Origin of the sequence: Halomonas sp. H10-59, assembly GCF_040070555.1 — a bacterium.
Lineage (GTDB): Bacteria > Pseudomonadota > Gammaproteobacteria > Pseudomonadales > Halomonadaceae > Halomonas > Halomonas litopenaei.
In genome coordinates this window covers 4576892-4593363 of sequence record NZ_CP098828.1, presented here as the reverse complement: position 1 = coordinate 4593363, position 16472 = coordinate 4576892, and the positions used below count along the sequence as shown (strand labels likewise).

Genomic DNA, 16472 nt, shown 5'->3' with positions numbered 1-16472 from the left:
CCCTTGGCGGTACGCTATCCCTGGCTGTCCTGGCCCTATAGGTTTCTCACTCATTTTTCTGAGTTTTTGCTTACTGGAGGCGCGGCCGTCGGCCCGCCTGAAGGTAGGCTCTGGCGTGGCTTTGCTTGAGAAGTGGCGAGGAATCAGGCAATTGTCGCAAGGCGCGTTGAGAGATCGCTTGCTGCGGTAGCGGCACAAAAGTGGTAGTAATATGCCTCTTTGGTCGACATGTGCTTCGTTGGTCGAAGCATCTTTCCCGCATTCTCTCTTGCCGGTGCCGTGACGGACCAGGCATGGGAGATGCGTGCCTTGGCCCGTTGGAGACGGAAGATGAGTGCCTCGGACGATATCCAGGATTTCCTGCGCAAGACCGGTTCCGATACCGCAGGCTACCAGGCGTTTGGTCGCACCAATGAGGAGGCGGGGCAGCCACGCTGGGGGCTGCTTGGCCAGCTCTCGGGCCACGACGTCGATCCTGGTGACAGGCCGTCACGCGCCGAGTCAGGTGCTCGCCCAGAGCCCTTGCAAACGGCAGCCGAGGTGGCCCCTGCGCGCAAGGGGAAGGCCTGGGCGACGCTGGAAAAGCTTCCCGCAGCCCCGGCCCCCGAGCCTGCCTCTGGTCCTGCCGCCCGGCCCGCCCCCTCTGCCGTCGCTGAGCGCAGCGAACCACCCGCTGGGCGGCGGGTCGAGCACCAGGCGCCTGCCACCAACGCCTTGAGCGTGGGCGAGGCCTCGCCTCCGGGGGAGGCTCGTGTGCCGCCTGCCGGGCGCTTTGGCCATCTGTTTCGCAGTGCCTCGGACAAGGCGTCGTCCGAGGCCGCTACCGGCAAGGAAACGCCGCTGAAACCTCTGCTCAAACGAATCTCTCAATGAATCTGGTTTCCCTGTCGTCGCCCAAGGGCGGCGTCGGCAAGACAACGCTGACCGCCAATCTGGCTCACGCCCTCAAGCGTCTCGGGCACCGGGTGGTGGTCATCGACTTCGACGTGCAGAACGCTCTGCGACTGCACTTCGGGCTGGGATTCGGCGAGGGGCGAGGTTTTGTCGCCCAGGCCGTGGAGATCGATGACTGGCGACGCCTGCTGGTGCCCAGTGCCAGCGGTATCGAGCTGTTGCCCTATGGTGAGGTCAGCGACGCCCAGCGCCTGGCGTTCGAGTCCTGGCTCAGCGCGCACCCCGAAGCGGTGGCCCAGCGTCTGGGGCCTCTGCTGAACGAGCCACGCTGTGTGGTGCTGGCGGATCTACCGCCTGGGCCGTCGCCGAGCCTAACCGCCATGGGCGCTGCCGATGCCATCCAGGTGGCGGTGCTGCTGGCCGACAGTGCCTCGCTGTCGGTGTTGCCGCGTATCGAAGGCGGCGACTTCATGGGGCCTGGTGTCAGACCCTACTACATCATCAATCAGGTGGATCGACGCCGCAGGCTTTCCAGCGACGTGGCCGACTTCCTGCAGGATCGCCTGGGCAGTCCGTTGCTCGGCAACGTGCATCGTGACGAGGCGATTCCCGAGGCGCTGGCCTGTGAGCAGTCGATCTTCGACTACGCGCCAGCCTCGGCGGCGGCCCACGATATCGACACCCTGGCCCGCAGCGTCAGTCGTCTGCTCCCCTCACTCCAGTCCCATGGGGTGGTCGCCCCGGCGCTATAGGATGCCCATGAACGTCTCTTCCTCTGCGTCACTGGGCGCGCGTCTGCTGGCGCTGATCCTGGGGGCGCCTTTGGCTGCCCTGCTTGTCACCACGCCGTTGACCCTGGAGCGCCAGCTGGTGTTCGCCGGTGTCGGCATGCTGGCGTTGCTGGTGCTGGCTCGCCTTCGTGGTGGCTGGGTACGCCAGGCGATGATGCTGCTGTCGGTGCTGGTCTCTACCCGCTACCTGTATTGGCGTCTGAGCGAGACGCTGGTGTTCGATACCCAGGTCGAGGCGGTGTTCGGCTACGGTCTGCTGGCCGCCGAGTGCTACGCCTGGGTGATCCTGGTGCTGGGGTACTTCCAGATCGCCTGGCCGCTGGAGCGGGCGATCCGGCCGATGCCGCCGGATGCGACGCGCTGGCCGACGGTGGACATCTACATCCCCACCTATAACGAGAGTCTCGAGGTGGTGCGGGACACGGTGCTGGCCGCCCAGAACATCGATTACCCGGCGGATCGCATGCGTATCTATGTGCTGGACGATGGCAAGCGACCCGAGTTCGGCGCCTTCGCCGCGGCGGTGGGCGTCGGCTACATCACCCGGGAAGACAACAGCCACGCCAAGGCGGGCAACCTCAATCACGCCATGGGGCTGACAGACGGCGAGCTGATCTGCGTATTCGACTGCGACCATGTGGCGACCCGGGCCTTTCTGCAGGCCACGGTGGGGGAGTTTGTCGCCGACGAGCGGTTGGCACTGCTGCAGACGCCTCACCACTTCTATTCCCCGGATCCGTTCGAGCGCAACCTCGTCGCCGGGGCGGACATCCCCAACGAAGGGGAGCTGTTCTATGGGCCGGTGCAGAAGGGCAACGACTACTGGAATGCGGCCTTCTTCTGTGGTTCCTGTGCACTGATGCGGCGTAGCGCGCTGGAAGAGATCGGCGGCTTCGCGGTGGAAACCGTGACCGAGGATGCCCATACCGCCCTCAAGCTGCAGCGGCGTGGCTGGAACACGGCCTTCCTGGGGGTGCGCCTGGCCGCTGGCCTGGCCACCGAGCGACTGTCTCTGCACATCGGCCAGCGGGCCCGCTGGGCCAGGGGCATGACCCAGATCTTCCGGCTGGACAATCCGTTGTGGGGGCGTGGTCTGCGCCTGCCGCAGCGGCTTTGCTACCTCAACGCCATGCTGCATTTCCAGTTCGCCATGCCTCGCCTGGTGTTCCTGACCGCACCCCTGGCCTACCTGTTGTTTGATCTGCACGTCATTGCCTCGTCGCCGCAGATGATCGCCGTCTACGCTTTGCCGCATCTGTTTCACGCGATCTACACCAACTCGCGGCTGGTGGGGCGCTTCCGCTACTCCTTCTGGGGCGAGATCTACGAAAGCGTGCTGGCCTTTCACTTGCTCAAGCCGACCCTGGTGACTCTGCTCAGCCCGCGTCGGGGCAAGTTCAATGTCACCGAAAAGGGCGGACTGCTGGAGGAGGGCTACTTCGACGGTGAGGCGGTGCGTCCCCATCTGTTCGTGCTTGGCCTGTTGGTGGCGGCGGTGGTGTGGGGGCTGGTGCGGGTCTTCTGGAATGATCTGTTCGATGTCCAGACCAGCGTCATGCTGTTCAACGTGATGTGGGCCTCCGTCAGCATTCTGGTGCTGCTGGCGGCCATCGCGGTGGCGCGGGAAACGCGCCAGCTGCGGCGCTCGGTGCGGGTCGAGGCGCGTCTTCCGGTGGTGTTGCACCTGGCCAGTGGCCATGCGGTGCAGAGCTGGACCGCCAACCTGTCCATGGGGGGCGCCCTGGTGGAGGGCAAGCGCTCGGCCCTGGGCAGCGAGGTGGAGTGCCTGGAGATCACCTTCAATCGACGGGGGCTGATGTTCCCCGTGTGTTCGGTCAATGCTTCCGGTGCCGATGACTCACTGCGCTTTCGTTTTGATGAGTTGCCGCTGCGTCAGCGCAGAGAACTGGTGCGGGTGGTCATGGGGCGTGCCGACGCCTGGATTCCCGAGGCACCGCACCCCCAGGACCGGCCATTGGCGTCACTGTGGCATGTGGTGCGCTCGGTGGTGGGACTGTTCTTCCACCAGTGGCAGCAGAAGGGGCTGCACTTCCGTAGCCCTGTGCGGGGGCTGACCCAGGGGCGCTTTAGCCGAGGTTGGCTGGCGCCGGTGATGCTGGTGGCCACCATCGTGCTCGGGGTATTGATGGTCTCGCACCGGGTCTGGGCCCAGGTCCCGGCGCCGACGATCGGCGTGACGCACGAGGCAGGCGGTTTTGGTGACGTGCCGGGTGACACCTCGGTACCGGGCGAGACGTTGCCTCCGCTGCGTTTCGGCGAGGACGGCCGGCTGGATCTGGACAGTGTCAGCCAGCCGTTGCAACCGACCCGGCGCGAGTTGTCGATCCCGCTGCTGGCCGCTGACGAGACCTTGCGCCTGACCCCGAACACCCGGCTTTCGGGCACTGCATTCTCGCTGCGCGATGATGAGGTGGCGGTGGCTGCGTCGCTGTCGCTGTCGTTGTCACACAGTGACCTGCCGGCCGGCAGCCAACTCGGGGTGCTGCTCAACGGCGAGACGCTTCAGACCATCGACCTTGACCAGTTCAACGCCGGCGGCATGACCCAGCGCCTGGATATCCCTTCGGCCCTGATCCTGCCCTTCAATCGCCTGGAGTTTCGCCTGCTGGGGCAGGCGACCCAGCAGTGCCACGGTGATGACCAGGCCGTCGGCAGGGTGGAGATCGCCCCCGAATCCAGGCTGGCCTTGACCCTGCAGCGGCTGCCGACCCCCGACGAGCTGGCCCGCCTGCCGAGGCCCTTCATCGATGCCGCGACGGCGGATGTCAGTCGGGTGGCGATGGTGATGGCCCGCGATGCGTCTGAGGCCCAGTTGCGCGGGGCGGCCATCATTGCCTCGCACTTCGGACGCTACGCCGAGGCCGGGCAGCTACAGGTCGATGCACTTTACGATCGCCTGCCGCTGGACAACGCGGTGGTGATCGGGCGCTCGGGACAGCGCCTGGCGGGCTTGACCCTGCCGCAGGTCGAGGGGCCGACCCTGTTGATGCGTCCCAATCCGCGCAACCCGCTGTTCAAGCTGCTGCTGGTGGTGGGCAACAGTGACGTCGAGGTGGCCCGGGCCGCCCGCGGCCTGGCGCTGTCGGGACTCGGGGAGAGTCGCGATAGCGCAGCGCCGGTGACGTTGAGCGGCGAACGGCTGCGCCTGGATGACGAACGACTGAGCCCGCCAGCCCCTCGCGAGCCCTATGACGCGCCGCGCTGGGTCGATGTCGAAACCCCGGCCAGCCTGGCCACATTGGGCGAACCCGAGGGCTTCGTGGCACGCGGGCTGTCCGCCCGGGAGCACGCCCTGAGCCTGAGGGTGCCGCCGGATCTGTTTCTGTGGCCCGGTCAGAACTATCGGCTGAGGGTCGACTATCGTTTTCCCGACGAGCCCTGGCTCGACCCCATCGCCTCGAGCCTCGATGTCAGCCTCAACGGCGAATATCTCGCGGCCTTGCCGGTGGAGTCGGGCAAGGCGCTGGAGCGGCTGTGGCAACGCCTGGTAGGCGCCGGCCGGGAGCAGAGCGCCGAGGTCCTGCTGCCCAGGGACCTGCTCTACGGCAACAATCGCCTGCAGTTCTACTTTCACCTGGCGGTGGCAGACGGGGTCGACTGCGCGCCCGGGCTGGGTGAGGACGCTATCAGCCGAATCCTGCCCACCACCACGCTGGACCTGCGGCGGGCAGAGCACTTCAGCGTCATGCCGTCGCTGTCGTCCTTCGTCAGCGCGGGGTTTCCGTTCTCGCGTCAGGCGGATCTTGGCGCCAGCGTGGCGCTGGTGCCCGAGGCCCCCGACGAGAGCGAGCTGTCGGCGCTGTTGACCAGCGTGGGCCGTATCGCCGGCGCTACCGGTTATCCCGCCCTTGGCATCGAGGTGCGTCGAGGACTTTCCCTCACCGGTGATCTGGTCGATAAGGATCTGCTGGTGGTCGCCGACCTCGCCAGCCTGGCGCAGACGTCGCTGTTCGACGCCGGCGTTTACCGGGCCGACGAAGGGCGTCTGACGGTGGCCGAGGTGCCCTGGATGGAACGCTGGCGCTACTGGCTGTTGGGTGACTGGCGGCCGCTGTGGCGAGAGGCCGCCCAGGCGCTGCAGGACAGCGAGGTGTCCCAGGGGCTGGTCAGCCTGCCGTCACCCTTGAACCGTTCGCGCTTCGTGGTCGCGGCGGTCGCCGACGACGCCGAGGCGCTGCCGTCGCTGGTGGCGCGACTGGGCGACGATGAGGTAAGCCGCTCGGTGTATGGCGATCTGGCGCTGATTCCTGTCGAGGGCAGTGCCGAGAGCTTTCGCGCAGGGCCGCGTCAGGGCGTCGGTGAGATGCCCTGGCACATGAGGTTGCGCTGGATGCTGGGCCAGAACCTGGTGGCCATGGCGGTTCTGCTGCTGGTGGTGGTGACACTGCTGGGGCTGGTCTGCCACCGGGGACTGGCTCGCCGTGCTGCACGGCGCCTGCAGGGGGGCCAGGCCGACGCTCCTGAAGACCAGGCCGACGCTCCTGGAGGCCGCGTCGACACCCCGGTGGCCGACGGCAAGGGACAGAGTGACAACACCAGGGGAGCGCCACGCCGATGAAACACTTGCGTTTGTTCAAGGCTCGCCGCGCCGGTGCGGCAGGACTGCTGTCGTGCTCCCTGCTGTCATTGACGCTGTCTTCCCTTCCGGTGCTGGCGCAGGACCAGAGTCCGGCCCAGGCCCAGGGGACCGATCAGGCCCTGGCGCCGCTGTTCGAGCAGGCTCGCTTCTGGCGGGATCGGCAGCGCGCCGATCTGGCCGAACAGTCCCTCGAGCGGGTGCTCGATGCCGACCCGGGCAACCGGCGTGCCCTCTACCTGCTGGCGGAATATGCGCTGACCGATGGCGATATGGAGAAGGCCAGCCGCTGGCAGGCACGGTTGGCCGAGGTGGCCCCGGAGGATGACCGGGTCGAGGCGCTGGCGCAGGAACAGAAGCTGCGGCGTGCCGACGGCCAGCGGCTGGCCGAGGCCCGCTCCCAGGCGGCGGCGGGCGACTACGCCGAGGCCATGGCCAGTTATCGGGCGGTGCTCGAGGGCGACGCGGTTCCGCCGAGGCTGGCGCCGGAGGTCTACCTGACCCTGGCCGGCACCGACAATGGCTGGAGCGAGGCTCGCGACCGCCTGGCGGCGATGGCGCGTGAACATCCCGACGAGCCGGCGTTGGCCACCGCGCTGGGCCAGGTGCTGAGCTATCGTGAAGCCACGCGTCGCCAGGGTATCGAGCGCCTGGCCGAGCGCGCTGCGACCGGCGATGCGGCCGCCGATCGCGCCTGGCGTCAGGCGCTGGAGTGGCTCGAGGCGACCCCCGCAGACGAACATCTGTATGCCGCCTATCAGCAGGCGCACCCTGAGGATAGCCAGATCGCCGAGCTGTTCGCCGACAAGATGACCCTGCCGCCGGAACGTGAGGCGGCCCAGGCCAGGGCTCAGGGGTACGACAGCCTGGAGCAGCAGCGGCTGGACCAGGCCGAGGCGCAGTTCCAGCAGGTGCTCGAGCAGACCCCGGACGACGCCGACGCCCAGGGCGGACTGGGGCTGACCCTGCTGCGCCAGCAACGTTTCGCCGAGGCGCGAGACGCGCTGGAGCAGGCGATCCGGCTGGCACCCGAGCGACGCGACCAATGGCAGGCCGCCTACGAAAGCGCGGCCTTCTATGCTCGACTGGGGGAGGCGCGGGCCCAGGCCAGGGCGGGACGACTGGATCGTGCGCTCGAACTGGTGACACCGCTGACCCGCGGTGGTGGCGACGGGGCGCGGGCGGCGACCTTGCTGCAGGCCGATCTGCTCAAGCGCCAGGGACGTCTCGATCAGGCCGAACAACGTTACCTCAGCCTGGGCAATGACACCTCGGCACGGCTCGGTCTGGTCGACGTCTATCGACGCCAGCAGCGCTGGTCCGAGGCCGAGGCGCTGGCCGCCAGTCTGCCGGCCAGCGCTCGTGCCCAGCTTGGCGACCTGGGCGCCGCCCGGGCCCAGGCGCTGCGGCAGCAGGCCGCCGGTCAGAGCGCCAGCGAGGCGGAAGCGACCCTTCGCGAAGCGTTGGCGCTGGCACCCGCGGATCCTTGGGTACGTCTGGATCTGGCTCGGCTGCTGGACCGCCAGGGGCGCGTCGACGAGGCTGGTCACCTGGTTCGCCCGCTCAACCTGAGCGAGGCCAGCGCGCCCCAGCTTCAGGCCGCGGCGCTGTATGCCAGTGAACAGGGCGACTGGGACCAGGCCCGACGCTATCTGGCGGCGATCCCGCTGGCGCTGCGCGACGAGGACATCCAGCGACTGGCCGATCAGGCCGAGGCTCAGTCGGCATTGGCGGCCGCCGAAGCGGCCTGGAACCGGGGAGATCGCGCCTCGGCGCTGGAGCGTCTCGATGAGGTACTGACCAGCACCAGCGATCCGGGAGTCCGCGCCGAGGTGGCCCAGCGCTATCAGCAGATGGGCCTGACCAGCCGGGCCCTCGAGCTGGTCGAGGCCGATACCGCCGGCGAGCTGGACGCGCCGGTGGAAGCCTACACCGGCTACGTGGCGGTGCTGGCGAGCGCCGGCCGCGACCGCCAGGCCAAGGCGCTGGTGCAGCGACTCGAGGCGCGCGACGACTTTGGCCTGGCGGCGCGTGCGGCGCTGGACGAAGCGATGATCGGCGCCCGTGTCGCCCAGGCGGACCGGCTGCGCCAGCAGGGCCAGCTGGCCAGCGCCTATGATGTGCTGGCCAGCGCCCTGCGCGAGCGCCCCGAGGATCAGGCGCTACTGCTGGCGATGGCGCGGCTGTATCAGGACGGGGGGCGCCAGCGTCAGGCGGGGCAGCTCTACGACTACACGCTGAGCCGTTTTCCCGAGAGCGATGACGCTCGCCTGGGGGCCGCGGATGCGGCCCTGGCCCAGGGCGATAGCATGCGAGCGTCGCGGCTTTTGGTGGCGCCGCCGGCCAACGCTCAGGATCGACCTCGCTGGCTGCTGTCGCGGGCGGGGCTGGCCCGGGCCCAGGGACAGGACCGCCAGGCCCTGGCGCTATTGCGTGAGGCGCGCAGCGAGCTGCGCGCCGATCCGCAGCAGTCGCTGGCGCTGGCCTCGACCACCGGCGACAACCCCTTCGAGAACGCCAGTGGTGGCGCTGGTGGCGGACGACCCGCCTGGCTGCCTGGCGGCTCGTTGTCCGCGGGCGCTGGCTCAGGGACGGGATCAGGGGCTGGATCAGGAGCTGGGGCCTCGGCCGATGAGGCAGCTCCCCAGGCCTCGCCGCTGATCGACGAGGTCGAGCGGATGATGGCCGAGGTGCGCCGCGCGGTATCGCCCAAGGCACAGGGCGGGCTTGCCCTGGTGGTGCGCAGTGGCGAGGAAGGCCTGAGTCAGTTCGATCGGGTGGAAACGCCCACCACCTTCACCTCCGGCGATTTTTCATCGGTCTTTGGTCGCTCCCGCGCTGAGCTGACGCTGACCCCGGCCTACGGTTCCGCCGGTACGCCCTCCGGCGACGCCGAGCGCCGCTTCGGCCGCATGGCGATCGTCGAGGCCATCGGTGGGCTGGCAAGTGATGACGATGTCAGCGCCGCGGTCACCGGCGACTACCTGTCCCGGCTGGGGCAGGTGGGGGGCGACGGCCTGGACGTGTCGGCGGATTCCCAGAGCGACGCCGGGGTGGGTCTGTCGCTGGGCTTTCGCAGCGATCTGCTGGACGTGGACGTCGGCACCACTCCGCTGGGCTTCGACCAGTCCCAACTGGTCGGGGGCCTGCGCCTGCACCCGAAGGTAGGCGATTCCGGGGAATTCACCCTGACCGCGGAACGCCGCGCGGTGAAGGATAGCCTGTTGTCCTACGCCGGCACCCGTGATCCGGTCAGCGGCGAGCATTGGGGCGGCGTGGTCAAGACCGGGGGGGCGCTGGGCTACAGCTTCGACAATGGCGACAGTGGTGCCTACGTCAGCCTGGGCGGCTATCGCTACACCGGTGACAACGTGGCCGACAACGACTCGCTGGAGGCGGGCATGGGGGCTTACCTGCGGCCGATCAACGAGCGTGACCGCGAGCTCAAGGCCGGGGTGCACGTCAACTACCTCGACTTCGATCGCAACCTGAGTCGCTACTCGTTCGGGCACGGGGGCTACTTCAGCCCGCAGGACCATATCAGCGTGGCCTTCCCGGTCAGCTTCAGCGAGCAGCGTGGGCGTTGGTCCTATTCCGCCAGGGTGTCGCCGGGCTTCCAGAGCTACTCCGAGGCGGCGGAGGACTTCTTCCCCACCGACGGCGAATCCCAGGCGTTGCTCGATGACCTGGCCGATGCCGACGCGGCGGTGGAGTCGCGCTACAGCGCCTCCAGCGAAAGCGGCTTTGGCCTGACCCTGGGAGGCGATGCCTCCTACCAGCTGACCAATGACATGAAGGTGGGCGGACGCCTGGGCTACGACACCTTCGGCGACTACGACGAGACCTCGGCATGGCTGTACCTGGACTACACCCTTGGGGGAGCAGATGAGTGACCTTGACGCGGCCCGGCGCCGTTCGCTTGCGTACTTCGACAGCACCCACTGTGCGTCACAGTGGAACGATGTGCTGCGCTTCCTGCTGGAAGAGCTGTATGTCTCCGGCGGCGAGCAGGATGCAGGCGCTTTTCTGCGCCATATCGGGGCCAGAATGGCCAGTGAACTGACGCTGCCCGACCAGCAGACCCTGGAGGGGCTCGAGCGCACCCTCAACGAGCTTTGGCGTGCGCGCGATTGGGGCTGGGTGTCATTGACCGCCGGGGAAACTCGGCTGACCATCGAGCATGGTGCCTACCCCGTTGCCGGTCACAGCGAGGCCGAGCGAGCCCGCGGCGCCCGTGCCGCCAGTGCGCTACTGGCCGGGGCCTATGGTGTATGGCTGGAACGCCAGGGGGGCGATAGCACGGTGCCCCTTCGGGTGGTGACGGCAGAGGCGGGAAAACCTCTGGAGTTCGTCTATGCAAGGGAAGAAGTTGCCGGCCACTGATGCCGGCCTGTGTTGGCGCCGATTGACGGCGATGTTGCTGGTCGCCGTGGCCTCCTTGACCTTTGCCCTCGCGGCGCCGGCCGACGAGAGCTGGGAGCGTTACAAGAGCCGCTTCATGAGCGCCGACGGTCGCATTCTCGACAGCGGCAACGGCGACGTTAGCCACTCGGAGGGGCAGGGCTTCGGCATGCTGCTGGCGGAGGCCCAGGGCGATCGCGAGGCCTTCGATCGGCTGTGGCAGTGGACCCGACTGCATCTGGCGCGGACCGATGTGGCGCTGTTTTCCTGGCGCTACGACCCCACCAACGTGCCGCCGGTGGCGGACCCCAACAATGCCAGTGATGGCGACATCCTGATCGCCTGGGCGCTGCAGCGCGCCGCCAGCCGTTGGCAGGAACCCCGCTACGCCCAGGCGGCCGCGATGATCCGCGAGGCCATCGCCGAATACCTGGTAGTGCAGCGCGGCGGCTACCGGGTGCTGCTGCCGGGGGTGCAGGGGTTTCGTGGCGAGGATTACGTCGACCTCAACCTGTCCTACTGGGTGATGCCGGCGTTGCTCGACTTTGCGCAGGCGGAGCCGGATGCCGGCTGGGAGACGCTGGTGGAAGACGGCCTGAGGTTGCTCGAGCAAGGCCGCTTCGGCCGCTATCGATTGCCCACCGACTGGCTGCGGCTTGACGCCGACGGCAGCCTGGCTCCGGCGCCGGGCTGGCCACCCCGCTTCGGCTTTGATGCGGTGCGCATCCCGCTCTACCTTGCCTGGGCAGACCAGCTCGATCGTCCCGGTGTCTCGCCGATCCTGGCCTTGTGGAACGACCCCGCTCGCCAGCCGCCACCGGCCTGGATCGACGTCTACAGCGAGGCCCGAGCGGAGTACGCCGCCTCCCGCGGGGTGCTGGCGATTCGTGCGCTGGCCGGCCGCGACCGCCGGGCGATGCCTGCGGGCCTGGCCCCCGGCGACGACTACTATTCGGCCTCGCTGTTGCTGCTGGCGCGACTGGCCCAGCGCGAGTCCGCCCCTGCACCTGACTAGTTTGAATACTCGGGCCTACGCCTCGTGCGCCAGGCGGTCCTGGAAGGCCTAGAAGTCGTAGGACAGCGAGGCGCTGATCATGTCGTATTCGGTAGCGCTGCTGCCCAGTGTCGCCTGGCCCGCGAGGGTAACGTCCACGCCGCGGCCTAGTCGCTGGGTGGCACCGAGCTCCAGCACGGTACGATCGTCATCGCTCCCTTCGAGAAAGTCGGCGTCGTCGTCCACGTCGCTGGACACGTCGTAGTGGTAGAGCAGGCCACCGAACAGGCGGCCGGTGAAGACGTCGGCACCCAGACGAACGCCGGCAAAGACTTCACCGGTTTCTTCGCCGTAGTCGGTTTCCCCCTGCAGGTAGTCACCATCCACATCGTCATCCAGATAGGTCCCGCCCAGGGTCAGGCTTGAGTCGATCCGGTGCTGGCTCGTCAGCTGATAGCTCGGCAGGTGGTAGGTGGCGGCGCCGCGAGCGCCCCAGCGATCGCCGTCGAGATCGATGCCCTCGACCAGATAGTCGCGTCGTGCGTTGCCGTCCAGGTCCTGAAACAGCAAGGTAGCGTCCAGCACCAGGCGGTCGTTCAGCAGGGCGATGGCGGCGTAGGGCGCGACCATCTCGCCGCCCAGGTCGGTGTGGCCTCCACTTTTTCCATCCAGGTACATCTCGCTCTTGCCGGCGGCCACGCCGACCAGCAGGTTGCGGTAGCGGTAGTCGATGCCCAGCAGGGCGACCTTGCCATCGCCGGAGTAGTCCGAACTTCGGGTGTCGCCGTCGAGATCGCCGATCTCGGCGGTGCTCCAGACACTTATCCCCGGCGGACGCTGATAGGGGCCGTCGCCGAGTGGCGCCATGGTGGCGTCGATGCGCTGGGTGACCGGCCGGAAGTTCTGGGCCATAGCCTGTTTCTGGGCGCCGTACAGGGTCTGGTCGAGTTCCAGCAGGCCCAGTGCATCGGCCAGGGCGAGGGTGCCATCACGGCCGAGCGCATCGAGGCGCCCGGCGAGCAGCACCTTGCCTTCGCCGTCGGTGAGCACCACCGGGGTCTGACCATCGACCTCTGCCAGGGTGATGCCCGCAGGTAGCCTCAGGGTGACGGGTCTGTCATTGATGCGCACGAACACACGGCTTCCTCCTGTCACTGCCTGCTGACCGAGCAACTCCAGGGTCAGGGGGCGATCTTCCAGGGTGTCGACGAAGGTGGTGGGGCTCTGGTCGAGTGGCGCGAGGTCGACGTCAAGTGCAAGGGCACTCGACGAGGCGCTGCCAAGGATCAGGGCGAGGGGAAGGGATCGCCAGGCACACAGCATTGAGGCGGCATGGCAGGGAGTCCTGCGGGGCGGGGAGAACTGTGGCTTGTGCATGGGATCATCCTTGATGGGCGAAGCCGGCTTCCTGCCAGGATGTCTGGCGTAGCGTCTGACGCTGGCGGGGCGATCGTGAAGATCAGGGGGCGATGACGTCGACTTCAGGGGTTGGCATGAGTGACGGCCATTGTTAAGCATCAAGGGGCGTGGTGTGCGAAATCCTGTGCAGATAATGCCTGTGCGAGGGAAAGTTGGCGTTTTATCGGCAAGTTTTGGTGGCAAGACCGACGTGATTGATGAAATTCGGGCATCAGCAGCAGGGGCTTATGTGGCCACTGCTTCCCTGGTGCCTAGTGCCGACGACATCAGGACACGCCGTAGCCGAACCATCGCATCAAGGCCTGTGCCAGCCTCGGCGGCAACAGGGTCAGTCCCTGGGTGGCGAGGCACAGTGGCAGCGGGAAGCTGACCCTGGGGCGATTGGCGTCGATGGCCCTGGCGATGCGCCGAGCCGCCCTTTCGGGGGAACACATGAATGGCTTTGGGCCGGGCATCGCCTGGGCCATGGCCGAATCCACGTAGCCTGGCATCACCAGGGTGACGCCGACGCCATCGCTGGCGAGTCCTCCGCGCAGAGCCTCGGCGTAGGCCTTGATGCCAGCCTTGCTGGCGCTGTAGCTGGGGGTGACCGGCAGCCCATGCCAGGCGGCCAGCGAGCTGATGAAGACCAGCTGGCCGCGGCCTCGGCGCTGCATGGCAGGGGCAAGCTGGCGCGCCATTTCCATCGGCACGCGTAGATTGATTTCCATCAGCTGACGTCCTGCCTGAAGCGATTCGCCGTCGCGGCGATCGACCACGCCGGTGTTGATGCCGGCGCACATGATCACGATATCCGGCGTCCGTGACAGCCCCGCAAGCCAGGCCTGTCGCGCGTCGTTGTCTTCCAGGGGGCCGCTCGCCAGGCTGACCTCGGCGCCCTGGTCGCGACAGCGCTGCCCTATCTCTGCCAGCGTGTCCTGGCGACGCCCATGAAGCGCCAGATGATGCCCTGGCCTGGCGTAGTGGCGCGCCAGGGCGCCGCCGATGGCGCCGGTGGCACCGGTAATCAGGATCAGGCGCTGGGGGGCCGTCATCTGTCGAGTCCTCCTGTGGTGGAAAAGGGGCAAGGACTGGCGCTCCGTCTCAATAGCGCCCGTACAGATAGTGCCGGACGTGTCGGTAGAGGCGTTGCCACAGCCTCAGCCTTGGCCCTTGCTGGCGTTGGCGCTCGAGCAAGGTGATCGCGGTCTCGACGTTGATCGGCTGGCGGGTAGCGGGGTCCACGTAGCCGGGATAGTGGATCAGTGCCGCTGCGACCAGTTCTTCCAGGGTGGCGCGCCGACATCGCCGAGGGGGTGTCGCTGCCTTATCCCGGGTCAGTCCCCAGCCGGCGTAGAAAGGCAGGCCATAGGTAATCACCGGGCGATTGCGGAGTAGCGCCTCGAAGCCCGCCAGGGAGGTCAGGGTATGAACCTCGTCGACCCGATCGATCAGGGCAGTGATGTTGCCCTCGGCTGCCAGCACATCGTAGGCCTCGGCGGGAACCTGCTCGCCTTGGCGTACGCCGGCGACCACGTCCGGATGGGGACGATAGAGCAGGAAGGCGTTGGGGTGGCGGCGGCGCACCTCTGCAAGCAGGGCGCGATTGGTGCGGATCTCGCAGGCACCGTGACGTACCGAAGCGTCACTTTCCACCTGGCCGATCACCAGCAGCCGGGGACGATCGCTGGGCAGCACCGGCAAACCGGGCTTGGGCGAGGCGTCGTGGCCGTCGTTGTACTTGGACAGACCCCGTTGTACCAGGCGCGAGATCAGCCTGCGTGCGCGCAGGTGGTCCCGCGGGCTGAACTCGCCATTCTCGATCAGTTCCTCGAGCTCGCTGGGACGGGTGGGGTCGTAGTGGATGCCGGCCCCGTCGATGACCAGCGACAGCGGCCGAGTGAGATCGATACCGAGCCCCACCGAGCGCAGGAAACCGTCTTCCATGCGATGGACATCGTCTCTTCGGGGATATTGGCTGCCCCACACCAGATGATTCACTGGCGTGGGTGCTGGGTCGGATGCCGTTTCAGACGATGAATCGGTCGATTTCAGCGAGCTCAGTGGCAGCTGTTCGACCCGCGACAGGGGGCCGAGGAAGTCCGTCACGAAGCCGCGCTTCCATCGCGACAGACCGTAGCATCGCCAGTGCCCGGCGCCGCGCTGTATCTGACGGCGCTGATCCTCCAGCAGGTCCAGGGTGTCGCCCAGCGTCGCTGGCTCGCCGGTATAGGGGTTGGCGTAGCGTGTGTAGCGCAGGTAGGCGGCGGCGAATACCCGGGCCAGGGATGCCGGTCGCTGACGCCGCGCACAGCGTTGTCGGTCCTGGGTTAGGCCCCAGCCGGCATAGAACGGCTGGCCGTGACAGGTGACCGGCAGGCCCGCCAGCAGCGCCTCGAAGCCGAGTTGACTGGTGACCACATGGACCGCCTCGACCACGTCGAACAGGGCCCAGGGATTGATGTCGTCGGTGATCAGGCGGCAGCGGGGACGGCCGGCGGCCCCCAGCAGGTGGCCCTGGCGTCGCCCGGCGATCACCTCGGGATGGACCTTTACCAGGATTTCGGCCTCGGGATGGCTTTCCAGGGCCTGTTCAAGCATATCAACAAAGGTGGCCTCCGAGGCCCCGCCGCCAACAATGGAAGCGTCGTCCCGGGTCTGGTCCACCACCAGCACCCTGGGCCGGGATGATTCGGACAGGCGGATGTCGGGGGCGTGGTTGTACTTGGACAGTCGAGCGAGCCGCAGGCGCGCCATCAAGGCGTTGGCCCGTGCCTCCTCGGTGGCGTCGATGTCGGCGTGGTTGATCAGGGTCTCGAGATCGGAGGGCCGGGAGGCGTCGTAGTGGATGCCGCTATGATCCACCACCAGGGAGAGGCTGGCGAAGCCTTCGTCGGCGGGCCCCCAGGAGCGCAGGAAACCGTCTTCCAGGGCGACGAAGGGCAGGCCCTTGTCCGTCGCCAGGCGCCTGGCGCGACGGGTGGTCCCCCGGTTGCCCCAGCCGAGCACCGCGGCGGGGCGGCAACGGTGGCGCTGACGCCAGGGCCGTATGCGGGAAAATTCCGGCAGGCAGGGGGCGAGTATCGGCAGCCGGGCCAGCGCATCGGTCGCCGTCAGGGCCTGGTTGTCTGTGGGGGCCTGGTTGTCTGTCAGGGCCTGGTTGTCTGTCGAGGCATAGTTCGCCGTCAGGGCGGTGGGCTGCCTGTCCTGCTCGTCCGTGTGTGGTGAAGCGCCCATGCGTGCCTGCATCTCGCCGATGATCGGGGGTCCATCGTATCAGCGTGGCGCTAGCCGCCCTGGTCTCGGGTGTGCCGCTGCCTGCAGCCCGGTGAGTCTCGGCTTGATCGGGGTCGTTCGCGAGTCTTATATCGCGCCTGGCTGCAGGTCGCTTCTCGTC

The 16472-nt window shown here is 67.7% G+C and carries 9 protein-coding genes; 6 read left to right on the top strand and 3 right to left on the bottom strand.

Annotated features, from left to right (window positions below; genetic code table 11):
- Positions 1–330: 330 nt before the first annotated feature.
- From NFG57_RS19990 to NFG57_RS19965, 6 genes are read left to right on the top strand one after another with little or no spacing between them, the layout of a single operon-like run.
- Positions 331–873 carry a hypothetical protein gene (locus tag NFG57_RS19990; RefSeq protein ID WP_348815039.1) on the top strand — a complete coding sequence of 181 codons (543 nt, stop codon included), beginning with the start codon at positions 331–333 and terminating at the stop codon, positions 871–873.
- Positions 870–1646 carry a cellulose biosynthesis protein BcsQ gene (gene bcsQ / locus NFG57_RS19985; RefSeq protein ID WP_045994298.1) on the top strand — a complete coding sequence of 259 codons (777 nt, stop codon included), beginning with the start codon at positions 870–872 and terminating at the stop codon, positions 1644–1646. Before NFG57_RS19990 ends, bcsQ begins: the two co-directional genes overlap by 4 nt.
- Positions 1647–1653: 7 nt before the next feature.
- Positions 1654–6264, top strand: a complete 4611-nt coding sequence (gene bcsA, locus NFG57_RS19980; RefSeq protein WP_348815038.1) for a UDP-forming cellulose synthase catalytic subunit — start codon at positions 1654–1656, stop codon at positions 6262–6264.
- Positions 6261–10175, top strand: coding sequence for a cellulose synthase subunit BcsC-related outer membrane protein (locus NFG57_RS19975; protein WP_348815037.1), 3915 nt, complete (start codon positions 6261–6263; stop codon positions 10173–10175). The genes bcsA and NFG57_RS19975 overlap by 4 nt, the downstream gene beginning before the upstream one ends.
- Positions 10168–10665: a cellulose biosynthesis protein BcsD gene (gene bcsD / locus NFG57_RS19970; RefSeq protein ID WP_045994300.1), complete on the top strand. Its 498-nt coding sequence runs from the start codon at positions 10168–10170 to the stop codon at positions 10663–10665. Before NFG57_RS19975 ends, bcsD begins: the two co-directional genes overlap by 8 nt.
- The gene (locus tag NFG57_RS19965; protein ID WP_348815036.1) at positions 10637–11698 is read left to right on the top strand and encodes a glycosyl hydrolase family 8; all 1062 of its coding nucleotides are present in this window, start codon (positions 10637–10639) and stop codon (positions 11696–11698) included. The genes bcsD and NFG57_RS19965 overlap by 29 nt, the downstream gene beginning before the upstream one ends.
- 48 nt (positions 11699–11746) lie before the next feature.
- Here the strand turns inward: NFG57_RS19965 and NFG57_RS19960 are convergent, their stop codons facing one another.
- From NFG57_RS19960 to NFG57_RS19950, 3 genes are all read right to left on the bottom strand, one after another.
- On the bottom strand, positions 11747–13054 hold the full coding sequence (locus NFG57_RS19960; RefSeq protein ID WP_348815035.1) for an autotransporter outer membrane beta-barrel domain-containing protein: 1308 nt from the start codon (positions 13052–13054) through the stop codon (positions 11747–11749).
- Between the two features lie 308 nt (positions 13055–13362).
- Complete coding sequence (locus NFG57_RS19955) at positions 13363–14130, bottom strand: SDR family NAD(P)-dependent oxidoreductase (protein ID WP_348815034.1); 768 nt, start codon at positions 14128–14130, stop codon at positions 13363–13365.
- A 49-nt stretch (positions 14131–14179) separates the two neighbouring features.
- Positions 14180–16312: a capsular polysaccharide biosynthesis protein gene (locus NFG57_RS19950; RefSeq protein WP_348815033.1), complete on the bottom strand. Its 2133-nt coding sequence runs from the start codon at positions 16310–16312 to the stop codon at positions 14180–14182.
- Positions 16313–16472: the final 160 nt, after the last annotated feature.